This window comes from Stieleria varia, from assembly GCF_038443385.1.
GTDB classification, from domain to species: Bacteria; Planctomycetota; Planctomycetia; order Pirellulales; family Pirellulaceae; genus Stieleria; species Stieleria varia.
This window is the reverse complement of sequence record NZ_CP151726.1, coordinates 8,330,052-8,355,406: the sequence shown is the minus strand read 5'-3', so window position 1 is coordinate 8,355,406 and position 25,355 is coordinate 8,330,052. Positions and strand designations below refer to the sequence as shown.

20 protein-coding genes are annotated in these 25,355 nt (G+C 54.5%); 16 read left to right on the top strand and 4 right to left on the bottom strand.

Annotation, left to right across the window (positions count from 1 at the left end):
- Window positions 1-318 precede the first annotated feature (318 nt).
- The 11 genes from Pla52nx_RS28215 to Pla52nx_RS28165 all read left to right on the top strand — a co-directional run bounded on the left by Pla52nx_RS28215 (window position 319) and on the right by Pla52nx_RS28165 (window position 10,601).
- A complete protein-coding gene (locus tag Pla52nx_RS28215; protein WP_146521898.1) occupies window positions 319-678 on the top strand; it encodes a hypothetical protein in 360 nt (119 codons plus the stop codon).
- A gap of 317 nt (window positions 679-995) precedes the next feature.
- Window positions 996-1,487 carry a hypothetical protein gene (locus Pla52nx_RS28210; RefSeq protein WP_146521899.1) on the top strand — a complete coding sequence of 164 codons (492 nt, stop codon included), beginning with the start codon at window positions 996-998 and terminating at the stop codon, window positions 1,485-1,487.
- Between the two features lie 110 nt (window positions 1,488-1,597).
- Entirely contained in the window at window positions 1,598-1,984 is a 387-nt protein-coding gene (locus tag Pla52nx_RS28205; protein WP_146521900.1) for a hypothetical protein, read from the top strand.
- A 99-nt stretch (window positions 1,985-2,083) separates the two neighbouring features.
- Complete coding sequence (locus tag Pla52nx_RS28200; protein WP_146521901.1) at window positions 2,084-2,650, top strand: hypothetical protein; 567 nt, start codon at window positions 2,084-2,086, stop codon at window positions 2,648-2,650.
- A 372-nt stretch (window positions 2,651-3,022) separates the two neighbouring features.
- Entirely contained in the window at window positions 3,023-3,205 is a 183-nt protein-coding gene (locus tag Pla52nx_RS28195) for a hypothetical protein (RefSeq protein ID WP_146521902.1), read from the top strand.
- Between the two features lie 267 nt (window positions 3,206-3,472).
- Complete coding sequence (locus Pla52nx_RS28190; RefSeq protein ID WP_146521903.1) at window positions 3,473-4,414, top strand: DUF1559 domain-containing protein; 942 nt, start codon at window positions 3,473-3,475, stop codon at window positions 4,412-4,414.
- A gap of 560 nt (window positions 4,415-4,974) precedes the next feature.
- Entirely contained in the window at window positions 4,975-6,894 is a 1,920-nt protein-coding gene (gene ltrA, locus Pla52nx_RS28185; protein ID WP_197454864.1) for a group II intron reverse transcriptase/maturase, read from the top strand.
- Window positions 6,885-7,982, top strand: coding sequence for a hypothetical protein (locus Pla52nx_RS28180; protein ID WP_197454865.1), 1,098 nt, complete (start codon window positions 6,885-6,887; stop codon window positions 7,980-7,982). Before ltrA ends, Pla52nx_RS28180 begins: the two co-directional genes overlap by 10 nt.
- A 378-nt stretch (window positions 7,983-8,360) precedes the next feature.
- The gene (locus Pla52nx_RS28175) at window positions 8,361-8,828 is read left to right on the top strand and encodes a hypothetical protein (protein WP_146521906.1); all 468 of its coding nucleotides are present in this window, start codon (window positions 8,361-8,363) and stop codon (window positions 8,826-8,828) included.
- Between the two features lie 1,157 nt (window positions 8,829-9,985).
- Window positions 9,986-10,387 carry a type II toxin-antitoxin system VapC family toxin gene (locus Pla52nx_RS28170; RefSeq protein WP_146521907.1) on the top strand — a complete coding sequence of 134 codons (402 nt, stop codon included), beginning with the start codon at window positions 9,986-9,988 and terminating at the stop codon, window positions 10,385-10,387.
- Window positions 10,377-10,601, top strand: a complete 225-nt coding sequence (locus Pla52nx_RS28165) for a hypothetical protein (RefSeq protein WP_146521908.1) — start codon at window positions 10,377-10,379, stop codon at window positions 10,599-10,601. Before Pla52nx_RS28170 ends, Pla52nx_RS28165 begins: the two co-directional genes overlap by 11 nt.
- Before the next feature lie 32 nt (window positions 10,602-10,633).
- On the opposite strand, the gene Pla52nx_RS28160 is transcribed toward Pla52nx_RS28165, so the two are convergent.
- A complete protein-coding gene (locus tag Pla52nx_RS28160) occupies window positions 10,634-10,960 on the bottom strand; it encodes a type II toxin-antitoxin system RelE/ParE family toxin (RefSeq protein ID WP_146521909.1) in 327 nt (108 codons plus the stop codon).
- Window positions 10,961-13,652: 2,692 nt separating this feature from the next.
- Here Pla52nx_RS28160 and Pla52nx_RS28155 point away from each other — a divergent pair.
- From Pla52nx_RS28155 to Pla52nx_RS28135, 5 genes are all read left to right on the top strand, one after another.
- A complete protein-coding gene (locus Pla52nx_RS28155) occupies window positions 13,653-13,910 on the top strand; it encodes a hypothetical protein (RefSeq protein WP_146521910.1) in 258 nt (85 codons plus the stop codon).
- 196 nt (window positions 13,911-14,106) lie between these two features.
- Window positions 14,107-14,736, top strand: coding sequence for a super-infection exclusion protein B (locus Pla52nx_RS28150; RefSeq protein WP_146521911.1), 630 nt, complete (start codon window positions 14,107-14,109; stop codon window positions 14,734-14,736).
- A gap of 118 nt (window positions 14,737-14,854) precedes the next feature.
- Window positions 14,855-15,319, top strand: a complete 465-nt coding sequence (locus Pla52nx_RS28145) for a hypothetical protein (protein WP_146521912.1) — start codon at window positions 14,855-14,857, stop codon at window positions 15,317-15,319.
- 1,204 nt (window positions 15,320-16,523) lie between these two features.
- The gene (locus Pla52nx_RS28140) at window positions 16,524-17,153 is read left to right on the top strand and encodes a hypothetical protein (RefSeq protein WP_231742248.1); all 630 of its coding nucleotides are present in this window, start codon (window positions 16,524-16,526) and stop codon (window positions 17,151-17,153) included.
- Between the two features lie 105 nt (window positions 17,154-17,258).
- Window positions 17,259-18,311, top strand: coding sequence for a hypothetical protein (locus Pla52nx_RS28135; protein WP_146521914.1), 1,053 nt, complete (start codon window positions 17,259-17,261; stop codon window positions 18,309-18,311).
- A 964-nt stretch (window positions 18,312-19,275) separates the two neighbouring features.
- On the opposite strand, the gene Pla52nx_RS28130 is transcribed toward Pla52nx_RS28135, so the two are convergent.
- From Pla52nx_RS28130 to Pla52nx_RS28120, 3 genes are all read right to left on the bottom strand, one after another.
- Window positions 19,276-20,052, bottom strand: coding sequence for a ThuA domain-containing protein (locus tag Pla52nx_RS28130; RefSeq protein WP_146521915.1), 777 nt, complete (start codon window positions 20,050-20,052; stop codon window positions 19,276-19,278).
- A gap of 753 nt (window positions 20,053-20,805) precedes the next feature.
- The gene (locus Pla52nx_RS28125) at window positions 20,806-24,351 is read right to left on the bottom strand and encodes a M56 family metallopeptidase (RefSeq protein ID WP_146521916.1); all 3,546 of its coding nucleotides are present in this window, start codon (window positions 24,349-24,351) and stop codon (window positions 20,806-20,808) included.
- Window positions 24,348-24,767: a BlaI/MecI/CopY family transcriptional regulator gene (locus tag Pla52nx_RS28120; RefSeq protein ID WP_197454868.1), complete on the bottom strand. Its 420-nt coding sequence runs from the start codon at window positions 24,765-24,767 to the stop codon at window positions 24,348-24,350. The genes Pla52nx_RS28125 and Pla52nx_RS28120 overlap by 4 nt, the downstream gene beginning before the upstream one ends.
- Window positions 24,768-25,355: the final 588 nt, after the last annotated feature.

The following is a 25,355-nucleotide window of genomic DNA, read 5'->3' as shown; positions in this document are numbered from 1 at the left end:
AGTGGAGGCAAAGACGGAGCGGAGTTCTCGATTGACCCACGGTCGACTTGACCGGGTACAATGGCATTGAGCGACGCTGGTTCCGGCCGTCGCTCCTTGTACCGCGATGATCAATGTCGATGCACCCAAGCCGCGGGTGTTGTCGTTACGTACCACAAGAGACCACCGCCGCGGCTGGGTGATCTCTGCGTTATCTGAGCTGAATTGGACCTTTCATTGAGACGCGTTCGGTTCTCGATCGCAACACTGCTCATCCTCACTGCAGTTGTAGCGTTGTACCTAGTCCCAGATCGCAAATCTTGGACTGACTCGACATCCGTGGCGACCAGCGACGCCAACCATCGTTTGTTGGTTCAATCTGGCGTACGCAACAACAAACTGCTGTTCGTTGCGATTGCAGGTGACCCGATCAATTCTGGAGGTTCTACAAATGGACTCATTCGAGGCGGAGGAGGAGTTGGGTACAATTGGCACAAAATTCACTTTCCAGACGGCTCTGAGCATTCACTACCAAAGCCCGGTTCCCAACTTTTTCAATTAATTGATGGCGAGTGGACCGAGTCGAAAGGCGATGTTACACCTGATGAATTCGAGGCGTTTTGTGCCTCAAAGCCGCGCGAATTTACGATACAATCTCTTTTAACTTTCGTCGCGCAACAACGGCAGGACGTCAGATAACCATGTCGTGAACCGAAGCCGGACTTGCGACCTTTTTCAAATGGAAAGTCAACCGTTCCGGCTCGGTTACGACTACCGATCAACGCGGCTAGCGATCGAGTGCAGAGTGGAGGCAGGCACTGATCAGAGTGATCGAATTGCCCACGGCCGAGTTCAACCGGTACAATGGCAACGAGCGACGTTGGTTCCGGCCGTCGCTCCTTGTACCGCGATGATCAATGTCGATGCACCCAAGCCGCGGGTGTTGTCGTTACGTACCACAAGAGACCACCGCCGCGGCTGGGTGATCTCTGCGATTATTTGGCTGAGGATGTCGTATGAAGATGCAATCCACCTATGGCATTTTCGACGACGAAGCCGATCACCTAATCGCCATGGTTCGCAGCCACGCGTCTCTTGATTCGATCGCTGCCACTCCTTGCCCGGCATGCGGCGAGAAAATGGTCGTATCGTTCAACGAGGATGGCACCGGATTCGAGCTGATCTGCAAAGGCGATCCGCTACACATGACCAAGTACCAGCAGATCACTAATCCGCCGCCGTGGTGGCAACAGTGCTACGAACAGCCAACTGATACGACATGGTATTGGCGTGAATGGCATTCATTCGATGACAACGGAACATTGCACATGCGGATTTCAGGATGGCGGGCTGACGACGTTCGTTGGTCGGGTGAGTTGGAATGCCCACGAATCCACCATGACTACGATCTTTGGCGTTGGATACTCAATGAGTCTGGTTGCACGAAAGACCTGATCAGCGATACTGACCTCAAAAAACTTCGATCTCAATACGAAAATGCCAAATAACAATGCCGTGCACACGAAGCCGCCGATCGCGCGGTTTGCCAATGGAGAGCGTGTCTCCGGCGGCTCGGTGACGGCCGCCGTTACCCGACAGGGTGGCTTCATCCATTGCCATGCCCGAATCGCGACTGTTGACCGACATCGGTACGCTGCTCTTTTTCGGAGCGGGCATCTATTGGATGGGACGACACGAGCACAAACGTGTTTCAAAGGATTCCAGACGCAAGTACGTTCACGGCCGATACATTCCAGAATGGGTCGCAATTGGTTTCATGGGTCCCGGGCTGGTTGCGTACATTCTGAACTGGCCAAATCCGACGACGGGAATGGGGCCGATGATCTTGTCATGGTTCGGTTTGCTAGTTGGCTTGGCTGGCGGTTGGATTCATGGCGGCTTTCGCCTCCTATTTGATCGACCTGATTCATCAACCCCAATCACGAACAAAGTCGATCCGCGACCTGAGGACGGCAACCCGTATCGACCGCCGGACAGCGGGTAACAATGTGGTGCACCCGAGCACGCGAGTCGGGCGTTTCGAAATGGAGAGTCAACCGCGCGTGCCGGGTGACCACTGACGTTCGTTCTTACAAGGATCATCATGCGTTCTATAGCCTATCTCATGATGGTCGTTCTCATCTGTGGATGCACCGTCGTACGTGTTCGCGACGTACCTGGAACTCGATGGACCAAGGTGCAAACGCGGGAGCTTGTTGGATGGTGGTGTTCTGATCGAGACAAAGAACTATGGCGTGCAGAATTGACCGCCAAAGGCGAGCTGTTAATCGGATCTATTTCACGACGAGCGGACGACCAATTTGAACTCATGGATTCCATTGCGGTCCCGACACGTGTTGGTGATCGTGACATGCTATGCGTTCGCATCAAGACGAAAATCGAATCGGAGGCCGGATACGGTTTCATGCTGATGCGTCGGGACGGCACAGACAAGATCACTCTAATGTTTCCAAATGGCGACAATATCAAACAGATGGTCGCCGACGGCAAGATTAACGGCAAATTCCTCAAATACGAGAATTCAGAGCAGTCATTGGTTTACGTGGCTGAAAATGACAGGAACTTCATGGATGCTCTCAAAGACGCTCCGATTGACAAGATCTTTGACGATCGATTTAAGATCGAGCTAAGTCGCTTGAAACTGCCATAATCGGACGAACCAAGCGTTGAACGCGAGCGGGCGATCACGCCGGTCTTGAAATGATAGTCAAACGCGCCCGCCGCGTTAACGCCACCGTTCTGTCGTAACCGTGCTTGATCGTCGCGTGTCGATGTAGTGATCGACCAGTCGAATGAGTTGGCAGATCTTGGGGCCGACAGCATGTTGTTGACTTCGGCAATGCGTCCTCTCGCCGAACTGTTGTGCATGAGATCGTGTGCTGGCGATCCAGGACTCGTATCATCATCTGTTGCCATTGGATCGCGTGTGACGGTCCGGCCTCGGCATTCGACTTCGACCACATCGTCGGCGGGGCAAAATCAGGAGCGGAATCCAGGACTCGATTTGCAGTGTCGTCCGAGCATGCGATACAATCCAATGGTCGCATTCGAGCGGTACAGTGCCGCCACGGAAGACGACAGAACCATGCGTTGGACCGAAGCGACGCATCGGGCGGATGAACATGGAAACCACAATGGCGTCGCTCGGTCAACGCCGCCGTTATTTGGCAGACGCGTAGATCATGATCGTTGCACTCCCTGTTGATCCCTCAATCCAATAGATCGTCTTACGGCGCACGATGACTCTTTTTCCCTACATCTTTATCTGGAGTGGCCTCGGTCTGGTTGGGTCATTCCTTCTTCTCTCAAAATCCGCGCGTCCCGAACGCGCATTATTCGTGGTCTTGTTTTCATTACCCCACGCAATAATCTTCGGCCCACTATTCCTACTTATAAGCCTAGCGGGACGGCCTCAAAAGCTTTGCCCATTCTGTCAGTCGAGCATTGACCAGTCTGCAACAGTGTGTGCAAAATGCACAAGGGAAATGCCACCAGATCAATGACTAAATCGCCACGGACGCAGCAAAGCCAAATAACAAAAAAATGCACCCGAGTTGCCGGTCGGGCGTTTCATGAAGTCAGAGTCACTTGGCGGCAACCGGGTGATTTTGATCGTTCGTCCCTAGAGGAACGCACTCTGACACGCAACACAAAAATAGCCCTCGCTATTGCTTGCAGCCTCTTGGCAATTTCATTCATCGGCTACGTCGTGCCATACGCTTCTCAGCGACGTGCCGAACAAACTTGCGCCGCCAACCTTCGGTATGTTGGGCACGCTGTGCAGAGCTATCACTCTTCGTTTGGCCGCTTTCCTTCGCCCGACTGTGACGGTCATAGCTGGCGTATCCGTTGCGTTCCATTCATGTTTGCGTCCCCAATGTACGGCGAATATCGCTTCGATGAACCATGGGATTCTGAGGCCAACATCTCGATTGACACTAGGCCATTGCCCACTAAAGACTTTCCACCAGACGGTGGACCACCACCTGAAGAACCACACGGCATGCCCTACGCTTACCAGTGTATTGACGAATCTAATGCTCATCACACAGCGTTTCTGATGCTCGTAGGTGTGCATGCCTTTGGCAAGCCTGGCGGATGGCGACGCTCCGATGAAATCGTTGATGGACTTGAGACAACGCTCGCCATCGTGGAAACGATACGGTCGGACGTTCACTGGCTCGACCCAACCGACCTTAACATTGACAAGATGTCGTTTTCATTGAACGATGGTCTGAATTCAATCTCTAGCCCTCACGCTAGCGGTCCTGCTGTTCTGTTTTGCGACGGCGCGGTTTATCGTTTACACTCGTCGGTGACACCCGATTTACTTCGAGCGATGGTTACGATTGACGGTGGCGAACCAATTTCTCGTGATGAAATGATCGCCAAGGGCTACCTTGTTCCGCACTGAACGTAAGATCGGACGAACCAAGCGATGCACGTGCGGACTGGCAAGGTCTGATTGACGAGCGGGGGGAGATCCCGCCTGGGTAACTGCTAGCCACAGGCCCAGTATTGAGTGTTGCAGCGGCTGTATAAGACCGGTGGTCGAAGTCAGTCGTTGAAGCACTGGACTTTCTGGAGCGAGGCAGGCAGAAAGGTAGTGAGGATGAATGGACTGTGGGTGGTGTGCGCGGCTGTGAAGGGGAATAGCTCCGAAATTTGGTACCTGTTGGCCCCAATCAGATGGTTACAGTGCCCAAGGTTTGTGCATGCCCCAAGGCAATACTTCACGACGCGTCATTGGCGAGCTTCGTGGAGAGCCCCGGAGTCGGCGCCCCGAAGAACGCTTGCTGTTCGCCTTGGTCGGCTCACGCGCGCTACACACAACGTCAGTCAGGCAACCAGTGAGACCCTGAGGTTCTTGATCGATCCGCGATCTCCAATCGTGGTCGAGTGAGTATGTCCGAGAAGTGGAATAAGCGACGAAGACAAATGACGCTCAGGGAGTCGGACGACCGAATACTACCGTTGAAGCTTGAAGGCCAATCAAGTGGAACGAAGTCGAGTAATATCGATCGAGGGAAGGCGGTCGGGATTTCACGCGATTCAGACCTGGCACCGGCCGTACTCAGTGACGGACCCACGGTGCTAACCAGGCTGGATCGCATCTCTCAACGAGCGAAAGCGGACCCGGGAGCGGTTTTCAACAACCTCTTCTCGCTGCTCAACTACGAGCTGCTCTGGTACGCCTTTCGCCGATTGAAACGAGGCAAGACGCCCGGCGTCGACAACGTCACGGTGGAAGACTACGAAGAGAATCTGCGGGCCAACCTGCAGGACCTTCTTCTGCGACTGCACCGAGGCTCCTATCGGCCGAGACCAAGTTTGCGAAAGAACATTCCCAAAGGGAATGGGAAAACGAGGCCGCTTGGTATCGCTTGCGTGGAGGACAAACTTGTCCAACGCGCAGTCGTGATGATCTTGGAACAAATCTACGAAGTCGACTTTCATGACGCTTCGTATGGTTACCGTCCCAAGCGATCCTGTCACGCGGCCCTGTCGACACTTGGGGCGATCATCGCCACGCAAAGAGTGAACTGGATCAGTGACGCAGACATCGAAGGTTTCTTCGACAATGTGTCTCATGAACGCTTAATCGAATTGCTGCGCATCCGTGTCAGCGACCCGAAGATGCTTCGACTGATCACCGGTTTTCTTAGAGCCGGAGTGATGATCGATGGCAAGCTGACGGCAACCGAAGACGGTGTCCCACAAGGGGCAAGTCTCTCCCCGTTGTTGGCCAACGTGTATTTGAATTACGTGTTGGACCAATGGTTCGAGCAAGAAGTCAAGCCACGGCTTCGGGGCGAAGCGTACATCGTACGCTTTGCTGATGATTTCGTGTGCGGCATTGAACTTGAATCTGATGCGAGGAGATACCAAGCGGTATTGCCCAAGCGACTTGCCCGGTTCTCGCTGTCAATCGCCGAGGAGAAAACCAAGTTGATCCGTTTTGGACGTTTCGCCCGTCGCGATAGCCAGCGGTTGGGTGAAGGCGCTCCAGCGGTATTCGACTTCCTCGGATTCACTCATTACTGCGGCCGGTCACGTGCCGGGAAGTTCAAACTGAAAAGGAAAACGTCGGGTAAGAAGCTGCGTATGAAGCTGAGTGAAATGCGTCTCTGGTTTCATCATCAGCTCTCCACTCCGGTGGGCGAAATGTGGCAAGTGCTCAACGCGAAACTTCGGGGGCACTATCAGTATTACGGGATCAATGACAATTGGCCGATGCTGATGGCGTTCCGAAGCAAGGTTCGCCGGATGGCAAAACGTCACCTGAGCCGCCGCAGTCAAAAGAGCTACGTGAACTGGGACGATTTGGGTGTCGTCTCGCCAGGGCGCAAGATTCCGAGGGATAGCGAAGGGCGTAAGTCGAAGATCGGCGTGAGTTCGGATTGGTATTTCATAAAGAGGGCGTCCCGCGTCACACTGATGTTGCAAAACAAATACGGCAACACAAGGACGCCCTCATGGATGAGTTTAAATGCTGGGGACACCAGCACGCAACGGATCAACACCGATTTCTTATCGCACAACAAATCGTCGACCAAGTTTTTGACACGGTCAAACCCAGGTTCGTCGCCACTGTTGAGTCGTTTCTCGCCCTGGCGATCACTCCTACCGCATTCTTCCAATTTGAAGTCGCTTTGCTGTTGCTCGTTCGTGAGCTCGGGCGATTGGTGCTGCAAGCTGTGGTTCAGTCGCTTGAACCCAGTCAAGCTGACACCTTGCCCAAAGATCTGTACTTCCAATGTAGCGGGTATCGTCGTCGCTCCAAACCAACTCCCAACCGATCGATCGCAACACGCTTCGGCAACATCGTCCTTTGTCGAACCGGTTACCGAAGCTGGCAACGGGGTGAAGAAACCATCTTTCCTTTGCAATTGATGCTGGGACTGGTGGAAAACGTCTCGCCGGCAATGCTGGACTGGATCGGCAAGACTCATGCTGCTGCTGGCATGAGCCAACAAGCAACGCTGGCTTTGATCAAACAGAACTCGGGCGTCTCGATGGGCGTCAAACGCTTGCGTGCTTGCACTGTCGCATTGGCCGCAGCGATGGAGCCGATTCGGCAAACGCACCAGGTCGATGCGCTGATCGAAATGCTGCGAATCGCGGGCGAAAGCAGCGGTAGTCGTAAGCCCGTGCTGGCTGTGGGGCGAGATGGGATCACGCTTCGACATCGACTCGGGTTCTTTGAAGTAGCGACTGCCGCAACCTTGAGCGTTTACGATCGAGCGGGGAAACGATTGGGGACGATCTACTTGGCTTATCCGCCTGAGTTGGGGCAAACGACGATGGATTCCATGCTGACAGAGTTGCTGATCGAGCTGTTTACAAGTTGGAGTGGCCCGCTTCCGCGGTTGGCCTACGTGACCGATTCGGGAAGCAATGAGACGAACTATTTTCGTCGAGTGCTGCGGCCAATGAAGCATCCGATCACAGGTGCGAAACTGGATTGGACGCGAGTGGCTGACTTCTATCATGTCAGCGAACGGGTATGGGCGATGGCGGGTGCGTTGTTTCCCAAGTCGCAAGAACGCCAGTCGGTGGCCTGGGCACGCCGGATGTTGAAAGACTTGAAACGACCCAGTGGTGCCAGTCGTGTGCTTCACTCGGCGGCCAGTCTGCGAAGTCGCCGCAAGCTGGGCAAGACACGACTGGCGAATTTTCAAAAGGCGTACCGGTACATCCAAGAGCGAACGAGTTACCTGAAGTACCATGACTACAAACGCAACCATCTTCCGATTGGCAGCGGGGTGACGGAAGCGGCTTGCAAGACGGTCTTCACGCAGCGGTTGAAGCTATCGGGAATGCGTTGGAGTCACTCGGGTGCCGGTCAAATTCTGACGCTACGGACGATCTTGCTGAGCGGAACATGGGAGGCCACCTATGGTGCAACGCTATTGAAGAACGTGGCAACGATTCGAACTTACGCCCCAACTACATCAATGAACCCGCAAATCGCCGCCTAAACGGCCCCCTGGCGAGACTTCACCCGACGATTTCAATCTCTTCACGGAGCGTCACCCCTTGGCGAGCCCCGTCGGTTTAACGGACCTGATCGCGATGTCACGGGCGAAGCGAAGTGCGGGGGACAAGTGAAATCTGGGAGCCGGATGCTGTAACACGGCACGTCCGGATCTACGAGGGGCCGGGAGTCAATGCGGCATGGTTACAATATTGTGACACCACCAGAGGAAACGGGTGGCAAACAGGGAAAACAAACCGTAACCTAAACCAAAGAGACCCCGGCCTACTCACCCCGAGTACGCGAGTCGGGCGGTTTTGAAATTGAGAATCTTTCGCGCGTACCGGGTGACGCGTGCCGTTACGCCACAGAGAAAAGCTGAATGTCGCTTGCGCTCGAACATCGAAATTCGGTGATCGCAAAGATCATGGCTCAGTACGATGCCGACTCCGATACTGCAGTTCTTCCCGTCGTATCCATTGAAGACTTCTTTGAACACAACTGGGACGAGAGCTCACTTGCTCCGAATATCGCAGGCTCTGGACGGCCGCCATTGGCCGAATGCTACCGAATCTTACGCGAAATACGGGAACGCCCGACTGTGCAAGACGTTCTTATTGCAATTCACGAAAGCCCATATGCTGATGAACCGGAGGACGAAGATATTTGGCCGGATAGTGACACCATCTATGTCCTCACATCTGCAACGGACGATGAGGTTGCTGAATGGGCGTCTCCACTGATGCCGACCGAGATTGGAAGTAAGTGGTCCTGCAACACCGACAAGAAACCATCCGCAGCGCCTGAATTGATGCCGGGAATGCGAGTGGTCGTTCTATGGTGGGACTGAATGGCGTAACAACACAATGCACCCGAGCGGGCGACTCGGGCGTTTTCAAAATGGACAGTCACTCGCGCCCGCCGGGTGATTGTGAGCGTTCGCCGAAAATATGAGTCGCCGGATGACTTTCCGCGTAATGACTTTGATGTTTTTGGTTGCGGTATTTACCATAGCGTTCGCTCTTGTTCCACGTCCACGATCGATCATCAAGGAGCTGCGACATGATTTGCGGCTCACCCACAGTTCGGAAATTCGCGTCGTTGTCGAATTGGATCCACATCATGTCATCGCGGTAATGAAAACTGGGGGACGGTTCATGCTTTGCTACCTAATTCACGAGGAAACGCATATTCGACGCGAGAAGCACTGGTTTGTCCCGGCTAGTGTTGACACGAACACTCCAATACCGCGTACCATTGTTTATCCTACGAGGACGTTCGACCACTTCCCTACGGAATCCGAAGTCGCAAAATTTCGGGCTGACCATAGAATCTAGATTGATTGAGGTTCTTACCTCAGGTGTTTGTAGCAACGAACCATGACATCCACCGAAGGACGCGTGCTGAGCGGTTTGGCAATTGTGAGTCTTTCGCGCGTCCTCGGTTACGACCGCCGTTCGTTGGATGAAGAATGAATCCAACGCAGGTGTCTTGGGCGAGGCAAAAGATCGATGTGATCGAAGAGGATGCGTGTCGTGTTGGTTTGCCGTCGTCTGTTTTGATGGCTATCTTTGACACGCTATCGCGATCTGTTGCCGGGTCTGATCTTGGTCCGCGCGATGAATGAATGCTTGCGACCTTCTTCGTGTCTTTTCGTGTTCTTCGTGGCAAATCGTCTTTACGGTTGGAGGCGGAACGACTCGGATGCTCGAAACCAGCGTCAGGCGTCGATGCGGCCGACAATCTTCACCACGAAGGTTGCGATCGACGATGCGCGGTCGAATTTGGCGCGTGATGATACGCACGCTAAACTTTGGTGATCGGTGTGGGGCAATGGTTGCTCGTTCGCCGCTACCAAAACACCAACGAACAATGCGTTGGACACGAAGCGACGGATACGGCTTTTGCAAATGGATGCCACATTGCCGTCGCTCGGTCAACGCTGCCGTTCTGTCGACCGATAGACTCACAGCAGCTTCGCTGCTCGAGATCCGCTAAGATACTTCGATGCAAAGTGTCTACCTCGAAACGACCGTCATTGGCAACATCGCTGGCCGTGTGCACCCTGATCTCGCAATGGCGGCTAGGCAATCCGTCACGCGACGATGGTGGGACACTGCCCCAGATCGCTACGAATTGTTCGTCTCAGCCCTGGTCGTTGACGAATGCAACGGCGGGGACCCTACCGCTGCCTCAGAACGTCCCGCTGTGATTGGCGACCTTCCGATGCTCGATGGCGGCGACGGTGCAAAATCGCTCGCTGATTTACTGCTTGATGGAAACGCGGTTCCTCGGTCCGAGCCACGGGACGCAACCCACATCGCGATTGCCGCCGTAAACGGGATCGAATTGTTGGCAACGACGATATGCACACCCGAACAATTGCTTGAGGCGTTCGATGATTCCTGACCCGACCGCTGAGATCAAGCGTATCCGTCATCAACTGGGGGCGGATGATGGTTTTGATCTTGACCGTATTTTTGCTCGGATTCGTCGTGTACAGGCCGAGTCTGGGCGTACTTGCATTCGCCGACCTTCACGCAAGCCGGCGAACCATGCGATGCAACGGAGCGGCGGTGGCGACGTTTCTGCAAGTGGTGAGTCAACTCCCGCCGCCCGCTGATCGCCACCATTCAGCGACTGAAGACGGGGACTTCACCTGCTTTGTAACGCAATCTGGTCCATCTCCTGTCCTCCCCGTATGACTCGCGCGATGTCGATCAATTCTGGCGTCACGAAATAGAGCATGGCATAGCTGCCGAACCCGCTTACCAACTTCGCACGAAGACCTTTGGCTTCCGATCGTGTGGTCGGCACCACACCACCTGCTTCCGGAAATTGACATAACATTTCGACGGTCGCTTCGATCGCATCAAGAAAATGCAGGGCTGAATCGAGATTCGATTCGGCAATGTAACTTGAGTGTCCCGCGATGTCTTCGATGGCAAGCCGCCTGCGATGCGGCACTTTGCGTCCAGGCATTCAATTTCCGTGCTTTGACTTTAACTCTGCGCGAATTGCCTCTATTTCTTTTCCATTCCATGGCTCACTTGGTCCACTCTGCAACCCTTCGATCGCGAGATTCTCTACTTCAGTCTGGCGCTCAGATATTCGCATGATGAGATGCGATACGAATTCGTTGACGTCGTCATAGCCGCTAATCCTTGCACGCTCCACGATTGCTGACATTATTGGGTCGGGTACATTGACACTGATCGTAGACATTTTCGGCTCCTGGGACTCTTGCCACGCCCAATTCTACACCATTGTGAGCGCTGGGTCAGCTCCTTTCCTTGCCCATTCGAATTCGCGGCGAACCATGCGATGATACGGAGCGGCGGTGGTCGCCGTTTTCGCAATGGCTGGGTCACTGGCCGCCGCCCGCGAATCGCCACCGTTCGTTGGGTAAAGGATGATTCCGACGCGAACGTCTTGGGCGAGGCAAACGAAACGTGGGCTCGGCGCTAGATGCGCGTGATGCTTGCTCGCCAACTTTCTTGCTGGATTGCATCTCGCTTTTGATGCCGCGTTTCAACTCGCGCCGCGAAACGAGCGAATGCAGACGGCGATTTTTGCTTGTTCTTGCGTTTTTTGTGGCTAGCAACCTTCATCGTCTGCCGGGGAGAGTGCGCTGACCAATCGATAGCCACGAAAAGCACAAAGAGACACAAAAGGGCGCATCAGAAACAGCTGTGATTTGTCTTGCGGAATTGCTTACAGTAGTATTTCGCTTGCGGTGCCTAGCGATGGTCGCTTTTTGGCCGCTGCAAACCCAACGATACAAATCACCGAAGTACCCAAAAGCGCAGTTTTTGATGGTGACCTTTTTGTTCGTACTCGGTGATTTGTATCGTTGAACCTAATCAGGTCTTTGTTGGTTGAGTTCGTGGTAGGGTTTGAAGTCAAGTGCTGACTGCTCGGGGTTGAAGTCAGGGGTACGCATCCTGCCAGGAAGGAGGCGTTGGCTTCCTTGCCAACCAACTTCAAATCTTCACTGAGCTTCTTCTTGCATTCGCAACCTCGTCTTTTCTTTCGCCCGCCACGTGGGCGGAATTGACTTTGCACAGACGGTATGTTGCAAGGTGTTTCTGCGACCGCCTTCGGGGTCGATTGAGGTGAGGTTCGGAGGACCGTCGGTGCGCTGTCGCGACCGACGGCTACCTTCTGTGACCGACTTCGCGGTCGGGGGGAGTCGTGTTGGAGGAACGGCATCTTTGCTGTGTTGATGCCGATGGTCTGGGCGACGGCTCTTGGTTGTGTTGACGGATTCGCCTACGCCTGCGGCTTGGCGTTAAACGAGGTTGATTTAGCAATCAATCGGTGAAAACGAGAAGAAGCGAAAGAACAGAGTTCACATTCGAGAGTATGCCAAGACAGCGGCATTGTTCATCACTACTATTGTTAATGTCCAGCAACGTGTCTGGGATTTGCTGGCAGATCTGAGTGTTTTCGCCCAGTCCGCGATCCACGATTCAAAATACCGGACTTGGGACTAGAAATTGAAACAACTTCTCGATGGTTTTTCCGAGCGTCTTCGTGTTTCCGGCGAGATTGGACAATGCGTTGACAAACGTCGCGCGGCCAAATGGTTCTTTGGTTTAACCCTGCCGTATGCACTGGCGGCTAGTGCGCTGATTGCATGGCGTGATTGGTATGAACCGAATCCTGGCAATGTTGAGTCGGCTGTTCGGTCGCTCCTAATCGGACTTGGTTTTACCGTCATTTTCGTTGTGCTTTACCGAGCCATCGTCAGACCCGCAATGCTAGACTATGCAAACACCCTGCGATCCGAAGCCGAAAGTTCGGATGAGTCAAGAAGCCAATAACCAACAAGGATTTGACATCGCGGAGTGAGGAACGAACGCAGGTGATACTCAAGTCCTCTGTTCAAGAAGCCCGTGGTCCTGACGAGCGATTTGACTAGCTCACTTGGGTTTTGCTTGCCGCTGTTTCAGACGCTGGCGGTGCCGTCATCCATACTGGAAGACATGACACGGAGTGCGATGCTGCTTCTCGTATCGGTCTGCGACTGTCTGGCGATGCGTTGGGATCGTAGATCCGTTTCCAGTCATCTTATTGGTGACGATTTGCGAGGTCGGTACGTGCCTTCATCCTTCGCCTCCCCGATGACGTTTCCTTGGCGAACACCGCTTGCGGTGGGCCGCGTGGCAACAGGGTGGCTTCGTATGTCACCTACACCACTCGGACCTAGCCACCACAGTGGAGGCAGCGAAGCGGAGTCGTCAGTGGTTTTTCCTGCGGTGTGTAGCCGCTGTCCAGCCAGTAGACCCAGCCTAAGCAAAGCCACACCAGTGCGGGGAGTTAGGGCAAAAAAATGGACGGGCAAAAAGATGCTCCTGTTCATTCTGATGCCATATTTTTTGCCCACACATTTTTTTGCCCACGCTCTCTGCTCTTTGCCACAACGCGGTTTCGGTAGGTCATGCTGGGCATGACAGCATCCATCTACTGCAACGCGGTCGTGCCGGAGGTCAGGATGTGACAAGGACGACGGGTGGCAGCGAAACCAATGGAACATGGATGCATCTCGGCTTCGCACGAGAACACACTGCGGAAGAATCCTAGGCGGCGTTCGCCGGGGTCAGACTCGGGATTGCCAACGAAAGCTGCCTCGAGCGAGTGTGCGCACTGCGGGAGCATCGAGCTAAGTTTGGTGTGTGAGACGCCCAAGCCGACGTGGAAGGAGTTGATCTGGCGGGAGAGTGAAACGTGTCCGGAGTGGTACGCGGAGCGCCAGCGGGAGTCGCACCGCGAGTTCTGGACGGCCCACTACGGTTCGGATGATTACGACTGGTACCTGGAAACGCAGGTAGAAGTCGCAAGGGAAACGGGGCCGGAACCGGCAAAAGCGATCCAGATGTACCTGCCTGGTTTAACACCGGGAGTGTCATTCGAGATAGAATCTTTTTGAGGCGGATCGGACGCTCCGATCCAAGTCTTACGAGACTGCCAACCTCCGACAAAGTTCAACGCCCGATCTATGCATGCACGTCCTGTGTCTGCATAGATCGCAATTCGTTCGTCGATCTGAAAAATTCGCGCCCTCTCTCGTGCGATTTGCCGCCACTACACATATGGCCTAGAATTGCTTGCATTACCACGCCGTTATGGAGGGCTCAACTTTGGAATGGTTAACCAAACTTTCGGACGTTTTCAAACTTCCAACCAAGTATGTCGCGTTATTGGCGTTCGTTACGGGCGCTGTCCTGTTTTCACCACAAGCGATTCTCGACAAACTGCACTTGTCCTTGATTCCGGCGACCTACGGAGCTGTTGTCGGGATCGTATTTCTGATCTCAAGCGGCATTGTATTGGTAAACGCTTGGTGCGAGGGTGTTTGCATATTTCGGCGCCGCGGGTCTTTAGCCCGACGCCGATCCCAAGTGTCCAGCGAATTGGAGAACCTGGACCCCGTTGAGCAAGCGATTCTGCGGGAATTCATGCTGAGCGGCAGTTCAACATTGAAGATTCCAATGGACAATCCGGCGGTGGTCGGGCTTTCAGCTAAGGGAATCTTGGAACGAATCGGTGCTTACGGCAACTACTCTCTAGACGGGATGATGTTTCCATTTCGCATCTCGGCGGTCGCAGAGAAACATATCACACCGGACACACTAGGGCTTGCGCAATTCACAGTCGTAACTGACGACGGAAAATTGACACTCACGCATGAAGGGTTCGAGTGGGTCGATGAGCGTAGGCCCGAATTTGTGATACCACGTCGAGAACGATGGTAGAATCCACGACGAACCATGTGATGCAACGGAGGACGGGTGGTCCGTTTTCTCGTCTGCTTGCACGTCGTTCGCCCGTCCCCGCTGATCAGCGCCGTTATCGCTTTTGAGTTCACGAATCATGGCTCAACCGAAACTCGATGAAGACCTGTTGCAGCGTCTTGCAGCACTGGCGGCGCGGCTAGATGGCGGCGACGAAAATGCCGACGCCTCAATTCTTGCCGAGTTCAATCAATTGGCTGGTACAAGCATTCCGTTTTCTGAGTTCCAAGGAATCTACGGGGCAGAAGAACACATTGACTATGTCCGTCGCGTGTTGACTGATCGCGTCACGGAAGCTTTGCCGGGGTTAGAGCGTGACACCCTTGCCACTATGTTTGCAAAAGTACTCGCCGACCCTTGCGACAACGCGTATCTGCAGTACGTCTTCACAACGATCAAAAAGACGTTTGGTGACAATCAGATTTCCGATTTGGTATTTTGGCCGGGCGAGTACTTCGGCGACGGCGACAATCAACGTGAACTCACTCCAGAACTCATGGCGGATGCTGTACTCGAACGCTACGCCAAACGACAATCGCGATAACCATAAAATGCACGTGCGGACTGGCAAGGTCTGATTGACGAGCGGGGGGAGATCCCGCCTGGGTAGCTGCTAGCCACAGGCCCAGTATTGACAGGCCCAGTATTGAGTGTTGCAGCGACTGTATAAGACCGGTGCTCGAAGTCAGTCGTTGAAGCACGGGACTTTCTGGAGCGAGACAGGCAGAAAGGGAGTGAGGATGAATGGACTGTGGGTGGTGTGCGCAGCTGTGAAGGGGAATAGCTCCGACATTTGGTACCTGTTGGCCCCCATCAGATGATTCCAGTGCCCAAGGTTTGTACATGCCCCAAGGCAACACTCCGCGACGCGTCAACGGCGAGCTTCGTGGAGAGACCCCGAGTCGGCGCCCCGGCGAACGCTTGCTGTTCGCCTTGGTCGGCTCACTCGCGCTACACATCACGTCAGTCAGGTAACCAATGAGGACCCTGAGGTTCTTGATCGACCACGGCATCCAGCCGTGCCGATTCGAGTATGTCCCAGAAGTGGAATAAGCAACGAAGGCGAGTAAGATCGATCGATACTTTCAGGTTGTCAGGTCGACTTGAGATACTTCGGTGCGAAAAGTTTGGGCAAAAAAATGGAAGGGCAAAAAAATGCTCGTGCTCATTCTGATCCAGCATTTTTTGGCCCCTCGCTGTCGGTCCTTTGACGCAGCGTTGGTTCGGCAGTTGCGGTAGGTGATGGTTTGCATGCCGGCAAAAGTCCATCACAAGTCGATAACATCGGTCATCAGCAGATGTCTTCCCGGATCCATGCAGCCAAACGTGGAGATGGGCAGACCGTATTTTGTCATGCAGAGCATGACCTACGGTTATTCTGGTCACGTATTTTTGCCCGCACATTTTTTTGCCCCAACTGACCTACGGTTGCTTTTCGATTGAGGGACCTGATCGCGATGTCCCAGCAACAAGTGCGTGCGGGAGACAAGTGAAATCTGGGAGCCGGATGCTGTAACACGGCACGTCCGGATCTGAGAGGGGCCGGGGATCAATGCGGCATGGTTACAATATTGTGACACCACCAGAGGAAACGGGTGGCAAACAGGGAAAACAAACCGTAACCTAAACCAAAGAGAACCCGGCCTACTCGCCCGAAGCGACGCATCGGGCGGATGAACATGGAAACCACAATGGCGTCGCTCGGTCAACGCCGCCGTTCGCCTACCTGTCACCGTACTTTAGGACCCATGATGAAATATCGCCTATTGCGCTCTATCGTCGTCGTATTCGCGTTTGCGATGACGCTGAACCTGTCTGCCGATGATAATCCAAACACTGAAATTCCTCGGGCAGCGACACGCGATTCTGGCGACTACGAAGAACAGGTCGAGCAGATAACCCGCGAGTACAGACAAAAACTTTCGGAGCTTCAGCAGGCTTACAAGACCGCAGTAAAGCAGGTCCGCGTTGAGTACATCAACGAAGAGACTTCCGATGAAAATCCGGTTGAACCACTGCTCGCGGATAGGCCTAGCGTTGCAGTATTTACTCAGTTTAAACCCAATGCTGAGCGTGGCAGCAATCATGTCCTCCACATACTTACTTCAGACGGAAAATCGTTATTGATCCCTTACCAGTTCCTCGAGCAAATGGCGGGTACATGGCGATCTGTTCCAGGCGGGATTGAGTACACCTGGAAAGGACGCGGGTCTGCGGGTTCGGCGTTGATCGATTTCGATCCCAACCGACCTGGGTACAGACACCCAAATGCAAAAGTCGACGACTTGGTAAATGCGCACGGCAGTATGGTTGTCGGTGATCCGACGTTTCTGAAAAATGGTAAGCCGTCAGAAGAACAAACGAATGGCGAACCATGACATGCACGGGAGAACTGCTTGCGCGGTTTTTGGAGTGGAAAGTCTTTCGTCCGTCCCCCGTGATGTCCAACGTTCTGCGGTTTACATTTCGAGAGGAGACCTGCGATGGTTCGATATCTGGCGTCACTCGGACTTCTGTTCTGTTTCGCGTGCTCGGCGTTGGCACAGTCCAATCCCGTCGTCGCCGTGCTCCGTGATTCCGAACCGTCCGTTAGCGGAGCTGATCTTAACCGCGATTCTGCGATCTTGCTGGACACGCAAGCGAACGTAATCAACGTCATCTCTGGCCTCGGAGTATGCCAATCACTATCGTCCCAGAACACCTTGCGGTTTGATGCGGTCCATCGGCACGTACTTATCGCCGAAAACCTGCGTGATCGTGTGTCGGTATTTGACTACGACGGAACTTCTCAACTCACAATTCCGATTGAGAATGCCACCGCAATCGTCCTGACCAACGACGCAAAACAAATCGGATGCGTGGCCGGCAAAACAATCAACGACGGGCAAACAGTGTTCTTCGACACGACGACTGGAAAGGAGATCCGCCGCCTGAACTTGGGCGCGGTCGCTCTGACGAATGATGTCGTGGGGTCACAGCTTTGGGCGATTGGAAAGCAGTTAATCGCGTTTGAACCCCCTGGCGAGATCGGCATCAGGCGGCCCTTAACCCAGTTACCGGTGGAACCCGAACACCCCACGGTTATCAATTCCAGAAACTGGTGTGGTGTTGGAGTTGCCATCGAACCAAATGACAATGACTGGTGGCGGAGGATTTGGGTTATCGAGCGGGACCACCCAGACGTAACCGGGAGCAAGACTCGACTCTTCGCGGTTGATCCAGATGGACAGACCCGTATCCTCGTGGAGTTAAACGAAATCGATCCCAGAAGCATCGCTTGTGCAACTTATCGGGGCAGCTTGAAGCGAATTCTGGTTGTCGACGGGGTGACTGGAAACCTCGTGTCGTTCAACTCCGATGGTGAACTGATGGGCAAAGTCGAATTGGGCGTACAAGTGGTCGGATTCGGAGAGCATTCCGGTCTGTGGGTTGCTGCCCGCGAGTCAATTCGACGCCTTGATCCGTCTGACCTTTCCGTTCTCGCCGAGCATACGTTTGACCAAGAGTGTGATTCCGTGGGGCTAGCAGTTCGCTAACACCGCAGAACAAACCGTTGCACGTGTGGACCGGCAAGGTCTGATTGACGAGCGGGGGGAGATCCCGCCTGGGTAACTGCAAGCGGCAGGCCCAGTAGTGAGTGTTGCAGCGGCTGTCTAAGACTGGTGCTGGAAGTTAGTCGTTGAAGCTTCTGAAGCGAGGCAGGCAGAGAGGGGGTGAGGATGAATGGACTGTGGGTGGTGAGCGCGGCTGTGAACGGGAATAGCTCTGAAGAATTGTATCTGTTGGCCCAATCAGTTGATTACAGTGCTCAAAGCTTGTGAGTGTCCGAAGCGAATCAGGTGGAACGAAGTCGAGTAATATCGATCGATACTTCTAGGTTGTCAGGTCGACTTGAGATACTTCGGTGCGAAAAGTTTGGGCAAAAAAATGGAAGGGCAAAAAAATGCTCGTGCTCATTCTGATCCAGCATTTTTTGGCCCCTCGCTGTCGGTCCTTTGACGCAGCGTTGGTTCGGCAGTTGCGGTAGGTGATGGTTTGCATGCCGGCAAAAGTCCATCACAAGTCGATAACATCGGTCATCAGCAGATGTCTTCCCGGATCTATGCAGCCAAACGTGGAGTTGGGCAGACCGTATTTCGTCATGCAGAGCATGACCTACGGATACTCAAGACGACCGCCGATCCGGCGAAACTAACCCCGTTACGTTCTCTCGTCGCGTTACGTTTTCTCGTTCTAGCGTAGGCCCTCTCCTGGATCTTGCTTCGCTCGATCCGACCTCCCTCAAATTCCGAGACTGCTGATTTAGTGAGCCGCAAGACGCTAGCCGCGGGCCTGATGGTGCTGTCCCAACCCTTCGAGGCCCGTGGCTAGCGCCATCGGCTCACAGTGATAACGAAAAACGATTAAATCAGCAGTCTCATTCTTTGGTGGAGGTGACAGCAGACCCCGCGCAAACCCAAACTGCCACAACCCCAAGATTTGAGCAGTTCAGGGAAAGCCCTACTTCATCAATCCCCACTGAATGGCGTTCTTCAGCATTCGGGGCAGCACGGGGCCGGCGAAATCGTCGACGTGTCCCAGCGAGGTGTAGAAGCTCTTGCCGCCGTCAGATCGCGTGTGTGTCCAGGCGATCGGTTCGGTGGGCTTTTCTGTGACCGTTCCCGACATCAATGTCGTGGTGTTCTCGCCCAAGGGCGCGACTTTGTATAACGACCCGCCAGCGTCGTACGTTTTGTTGGAATCAATCCCTGCAAGGATGGGATGCGAAGCGGCTGTGGGGACAACTTGTAGGGTTGTTTTCAAGTCCTTGCCGTAATGGTTGGTGTAGCTGCCTGCGAAGACTTCTTTATCGAACTCCGGCCAAGCGGCCCGGTCAGCCGGAGGATCTTCGTTGCGTAAACAGAACGCGTGGTTGGCCGTGCGGATGCCGATCACCGGTTTGCCCTCGGCCACGTGTCGGCGAACCTTGTCGAGTTGCTCGGCGGGCAGCGTACGGCGTCGCACGCTGATGATCAGCACATCGGCCGAGTCGATCGCTTCGGCGCCCACGAACCGATTCCGGTCGTCGTCTGCGGCTCGCAAGATGGACACGCGATAGCCGCTGGCGAGGTGCTGCTTGGCAAACGCCGTCAGCGACTCATCGGTCTGATATTCCCGTTCCGCAACCATGATGACCACATGGGGATCGTCTGCTGCCCCGGCGTTTTCCGTGACGCAGGAGAGAGTCAAGGACAAGACGGCGACCATGGTCGCAACGGTGCGGAAGTACGAGTGCATGGCAGTGATTGGCAGAAGGTAGAGGGTGAAGTCGATGGTTCATGAGGAACGGAGACATTGTACACACCACTCCCCTGCCCTGCCCTGCAGGCTCTCGCTTCACGTAGCCGCGTCTCTCGAGAGGTGAAGTTTATTGCTGACGTCTTTGGTTACCCATCTGAATGGGGACTGAGTCGGGAAAGCGAAATCGGATCCCGCGAGGGATCGCAGAAGGTAGCCACGGGTCGCCGAAGGCGCACCCGTGGTTTGCAACGACGATGTTGAATCGACCCCGAAGGGTGTCGCAGGCTTCTCGGAATCGGTGCTACGACCGCCTCCGGGGTCGGTTTTCATAACACCGAATGAACCGGCGATGATCGCTGCGCTCTATCGCCGGCTACCGTCTGTGACCGCTTCACGGTCATCCGCTCATCTTTGTGCCTCGGTCGGTCGATAAGATTCCAGAACGATTGGCACGAAAACAGTCTGCGCTCATCAGCCGCCACGCGATAGAGAGCGTCCCGCTTAGAACGCGGCGGAATCACTGCATTTCGCGGAAAGTGGCGTTCAATCCCAAGCAGCTCAACGTATCTAAGCGGATGACGCTACCAAACGCCGTGAGTCGTGACGCGTCAGGTCGGGGCTGGCACGTATCGTGCGTCCATTGCAAAGCGTAAAACCGTGGCCTGACGGCCAGCGGCTCAGGGCGTATGGCACCGCCCAGCGTTTGATAACACAACCATGCTAAGTGGGACGCTCTCACGCTGCGGCTGATCAATCATCCTGACTGGGAGGTGTGACTGCCGCGAGATCGATCTGGAGAGTCTGGCCTTGCTCGATTTCACAAGGAACACGTTTGACGACATCCATTCGGAAAAACCCATTGAGTTCGTCGGCACGAATCGGAGGCCCGTAAACGATGAGACGATGTGTTCCCGGAGGAACGTTTTTGATCACATAGCTGGATTTGTCTGGAGAGAGAATGGCCGGCAAAGTGCCATCGCTACCAGAAAGTTGGATCTGTGAAATGCCATGAAAGGAGTCGATGTCGATTTTGCCGGTTACCTCGCCGCCGCGACTTGCTCGTATCACCAGTGTTTCGCGTGCGTCGGGCTTGAGTTTTTCAATTCCCTGCATCCGGCTTCGCACAGCACCGTCGCCCCAGTAGGCAATCTCCATGTCAACGGCTGGTTGGACGTTGGCAAAGGTGAAGGAACCATCTGGTTTGGAGATCGTCTTGAGAAACTGAGTGACCTCCGCACTTTGCGCGACTTGTCCGTTGAGCACCATCTCCCAGTTGAAAGGAAACTCCGCTCGAGAGTCGCCGCGTTGCTCACTGCAGGCGATCAATCGCATTTCAAGTCCAGCAATGCCATTTCCGTCTTCATCGACGACTTTGCCGGAAAGTGTAAAGTGCTGACTCGGATCGATGGGCTTCAATCTGTACACGTCAGCAGCTGCCTCGGAATCTCGTTGAGCAACAACGCGTCGCAGCACGGCGGGCTGATAGCCCTCAGCCGATACGGTCACTTGCAACGGCATTCCTTGAATCAGGTCCAGCAATTCAAAGCGACCGGTGACACTGGAGAAGGCCTCCCCTTCATGAACCCGGTTGCCGGTCAATCCCCCGCTCGGTTCGCCGGGTTTGCGATCTGGCGAAAAGGTGATGCGGACATTGAAGGATGGAATCGGCTTCCCCGTGCTTTCATCAATCGCACGGCCACGCAGCATTCCTTGGTCGGGCATCGTGATGACGACTTCGTCATCGCGATCCAGCGGCAACTCGCGATCTCCAAGCGCAGTGAAGCCGCTTTTGCGAAAGTCGAGGGTTGCTCCTTTGGGTAGTGAATTGAAATTGAATCGACCATCGACGTCGGACTTGGTGGTTCGCGAAATCCGCAAGCCGCCGCCAGTCCTGCCATTGGAGACAATGAAAACATCGGGAATCGATTTTCCTCGTTCGTCCACCACCTTGCCGGCGATGCTGTGTCCCGGTTGTAGCACGATCTTGATTTCTGACGGAGGCTCGGTGACTTTTCCTGCAATGCTCATTTGAACCGGTGCGTATCCGTTGGCTTGGACCACCAGTTCGTCGGGGCTGTACAAATTCTGTAAGTGAAAGCGTCCTTGTTCGTCCGAGCCTGTTTCTCGGATGAGGTTGGACGAGCGTCCGTGATTGCTGATGCTGGCGTTGGCAATCGGATGGCCGTCTTTGTCGACCACTGTGCCCTTGATCGAACCACCATCGGGACGACGTGGAACCGTCAAGTCGAGGGTTTGCGTTTCACCCGGTTTTGCGGTGAGCGAAACCTGCCAGTCTTGATTCGAATGATCAGGTGAGTTCGAAGACAAGCGAAGCCCGCCCATTGGCAGGCAATCGAATCGATAGGTTCCGTCGGGCTGCGTCTTGACGTACTCGATTTGTCCACCGCTCATGTCTCCAGGAAATACACTGAGTCCCAAGTCGCCAATCGGCGTGCCCGCATCATCGACCACGCGTCCGGCCAAGGAGGCTCCTGGGTCCAGGTAGGACTTGATCGTTGTGTATCCACCCGTCGGTAGCCTGACGGTATGGTTCTGCTCGGCATATCCGGGCGCTCTGACTTCGACACTCCATTCTTCTGCTGTCAGGCCGTCAATGGTAGCGGTCCCCCTTTCGTCGACAGCGTGATCACGTTTGATATCGGACCAATTCAAACGCACAATCGCGTCACGGACGGTCGATTGATCTTTTTTCGAGTACACCTCGACTTGCAAGGTCGGGCTAGCTGAGAGTTGCAGCTCAATTTCGTTTTCGTCTGGTGAAACCTTCTCTCCCTGGTAGCGTTTCACACGCGAAGACATTCCGCTGGCAGCGGCGACCAATTGGTGTTCACCGTCGGGCAGCTCTTTGAAAACGAAACGCCCGATGTTGTCGGTGGTCGTTTCTTGTGGTTCGGAGCGAGTCGCATTGGCCTGCCGCGTCCTGAGATAGACAGTTGCGCCGGCGACAGGTTTTTGGTCGGGACCGATGACTCGACCCGAAAGGGACGGCTTGACATCGTCCGCCGGTGATGTGGTGGATGGATCGCTGTCCGGGTTTTCTCGCTGCTGAGCCCTGGCGGTCACTCCGGCGATCATGACCGACAACGCGATGACGACGAGGGCGACGAAACTTGCGACCGACTTGGAAAGTCGTTGGCTCAGCGGTCGGCTGAAGTCAATGATTCGCTCGATACGCTGCTCGATCATTGGGCCACGTGCCATCCCAACCAAAAGTGGCTGACGTTGCAGGTCAGTTGCACGCTGAGCCATCCAGATCAGATGTTTTGCATACGTGTGCCGATGTCCTGTTGTCAGAATGACTGAGTCATCACAAACGTGTTCTGCCAATTCAGCAAGTCGACGCTGTAGGGTCCAGGCAATCGGATGAAACCAGTAGATCGCGAGATTGAACGATGACAAAAGCATCGTCAAGGTATCCCCACGTCGCTGGTGCTCTCTCTCGTGCGCTATTGCGATCTGAACCAGTTCATGTTCCCACTGAGGCCAGTCGGTCGGCAACAGAATCTTGGGCGACCAAAAGCCAACGGTCACCGGGACGGAAATCTCATCCGACTGCCAGACACTCAAGGCTGGGTCATCTGTGGGCAATAAATCTGTGTGCAATGAATTCGATGGGAGCAGGGCCGTCACTCGCCTTGCTCGGGAGGCAATCCCAGTGCAACGCAGACATCCAATTGTCGTCCGAGCGAGCATGGCCAACGCACCGACGAAGTAGGTCCCCAAGACGACCAAGGCAACCCAAGTGATCGTTGAAGTTGATGTCGTGCGTGTTGATCGATCGCTCGATTCGATTGGTTGGATTTGGCTCGTTGGGACCAAGGTTTGGTTGTCCGTTGGGACCATTTCCAGACCCGAGACGCGGTCATCATCGACGGTCGGAATACCAGACGGTTCCATGGCCTGCTTTGAATAGGCGTTGTCCGTGATGTTGCTTGCGACGGGATGTGATTGAAAATCCATCGGCGTGTCTTTGACGGCTGCAGGATTTGCGTTGTTGAAATCATGCAAATTCTGTGTTGGATGCGGTTGAGAATCAGCGACAACCGAGTTGACTGAAATCCAAGGCAATGCGATTCGTGGAGAAGCGATGACGAGGATTGGCATCAACATCATTCCGATCAACAAGCAGAGATTCAGTCGTGAAAGGACGGTTGCGTCTCGCACGCGGCAGAGGCTCACCGCCGTCCAGACGACCCATGCCAAGCACAAAGTTTTCAAGGAAACGTTCACCAGAAGTTCGAGTCCTGGCAATGCAATGGAGTCGAGGTGGATCATTTTTTGTTGCCCTTTCGCTTCTGTTGGTCGGTTTTGATTCGATCAGCCAGTTCCCGTAGCTTCTCCGGCGTCACCACTTCGCGATTGACCATGCCCACCAGCAGCGATTCAACGGAGCCGTCGCAAAACCGGTCGATGATCCCGCGGACGGCGTCGGCAGCGACGTTCTGAGAGAAGTCGGTCGGCTGGTAGAGATACAGACGGCCTTCGCGACGATGGGACACATAACCCTTTGCCTCCAGTCGTCGAAGGACGGTCCGGATGGTGCTGTCCGTCAACGGCTGATTGGACTTGACCAAGCGACGGACCTGCTCGGCATTGACTTCACGCTGACGCCAGACCACGTCCATGACTTTGTTTTCAAGCTCGCTCAGGGTCGGCTTCTTCGCTGGCGGCTTTTTCGACTTCTTTGCCACATGATTCTCCTGCTACGTAATGTAACGTTACAGTTTGTAACGGATTGGCCGTGTCGGTCAAGTGATTTTTTAGATATTCGCAAAGGCTGGTGTTTTTCTGCCGCTGCTCGGGGCGTGCGGAAAATAACTGTCCTGTCTCTTTGCCAAAATCACGCGGAGAGATGATTCCTAGGTGGATTTCGCGACACGTATTTTCCGTGCGGTCTTCGTTATGGTGTGTACTGTTTTTGTCCCGAAGGGGCATGACAAAGTAGCCCAGGGCGGCGCTACGCTCTGCCCTGGGCTTTCTTATTCGGCCCCTTTGGGGCGTGGCGACAATAAGCGGTCCTTGGGCTGACGCCCAAGGCTCTATGCTGCCGCTGCTTCGCAGCTTTGGGGGGGACAGCGGGAGATTGTTGACCGAGCTTTTTTGGGCGGGGAGAGAGTACCGGACGATCGGTTTGGGAGATCGCAGGCGTTTTCACAGCCCTCATCTTTTGACGCCCCGGGCAATTCGAAAGGCCCGGCCGCTCACGCGTCGCGGCTCACGGCGTTTGGTAGCGTGATCCGCTTAAAGACGTTTAGCTATTAGGAATTGAACGCCACTCC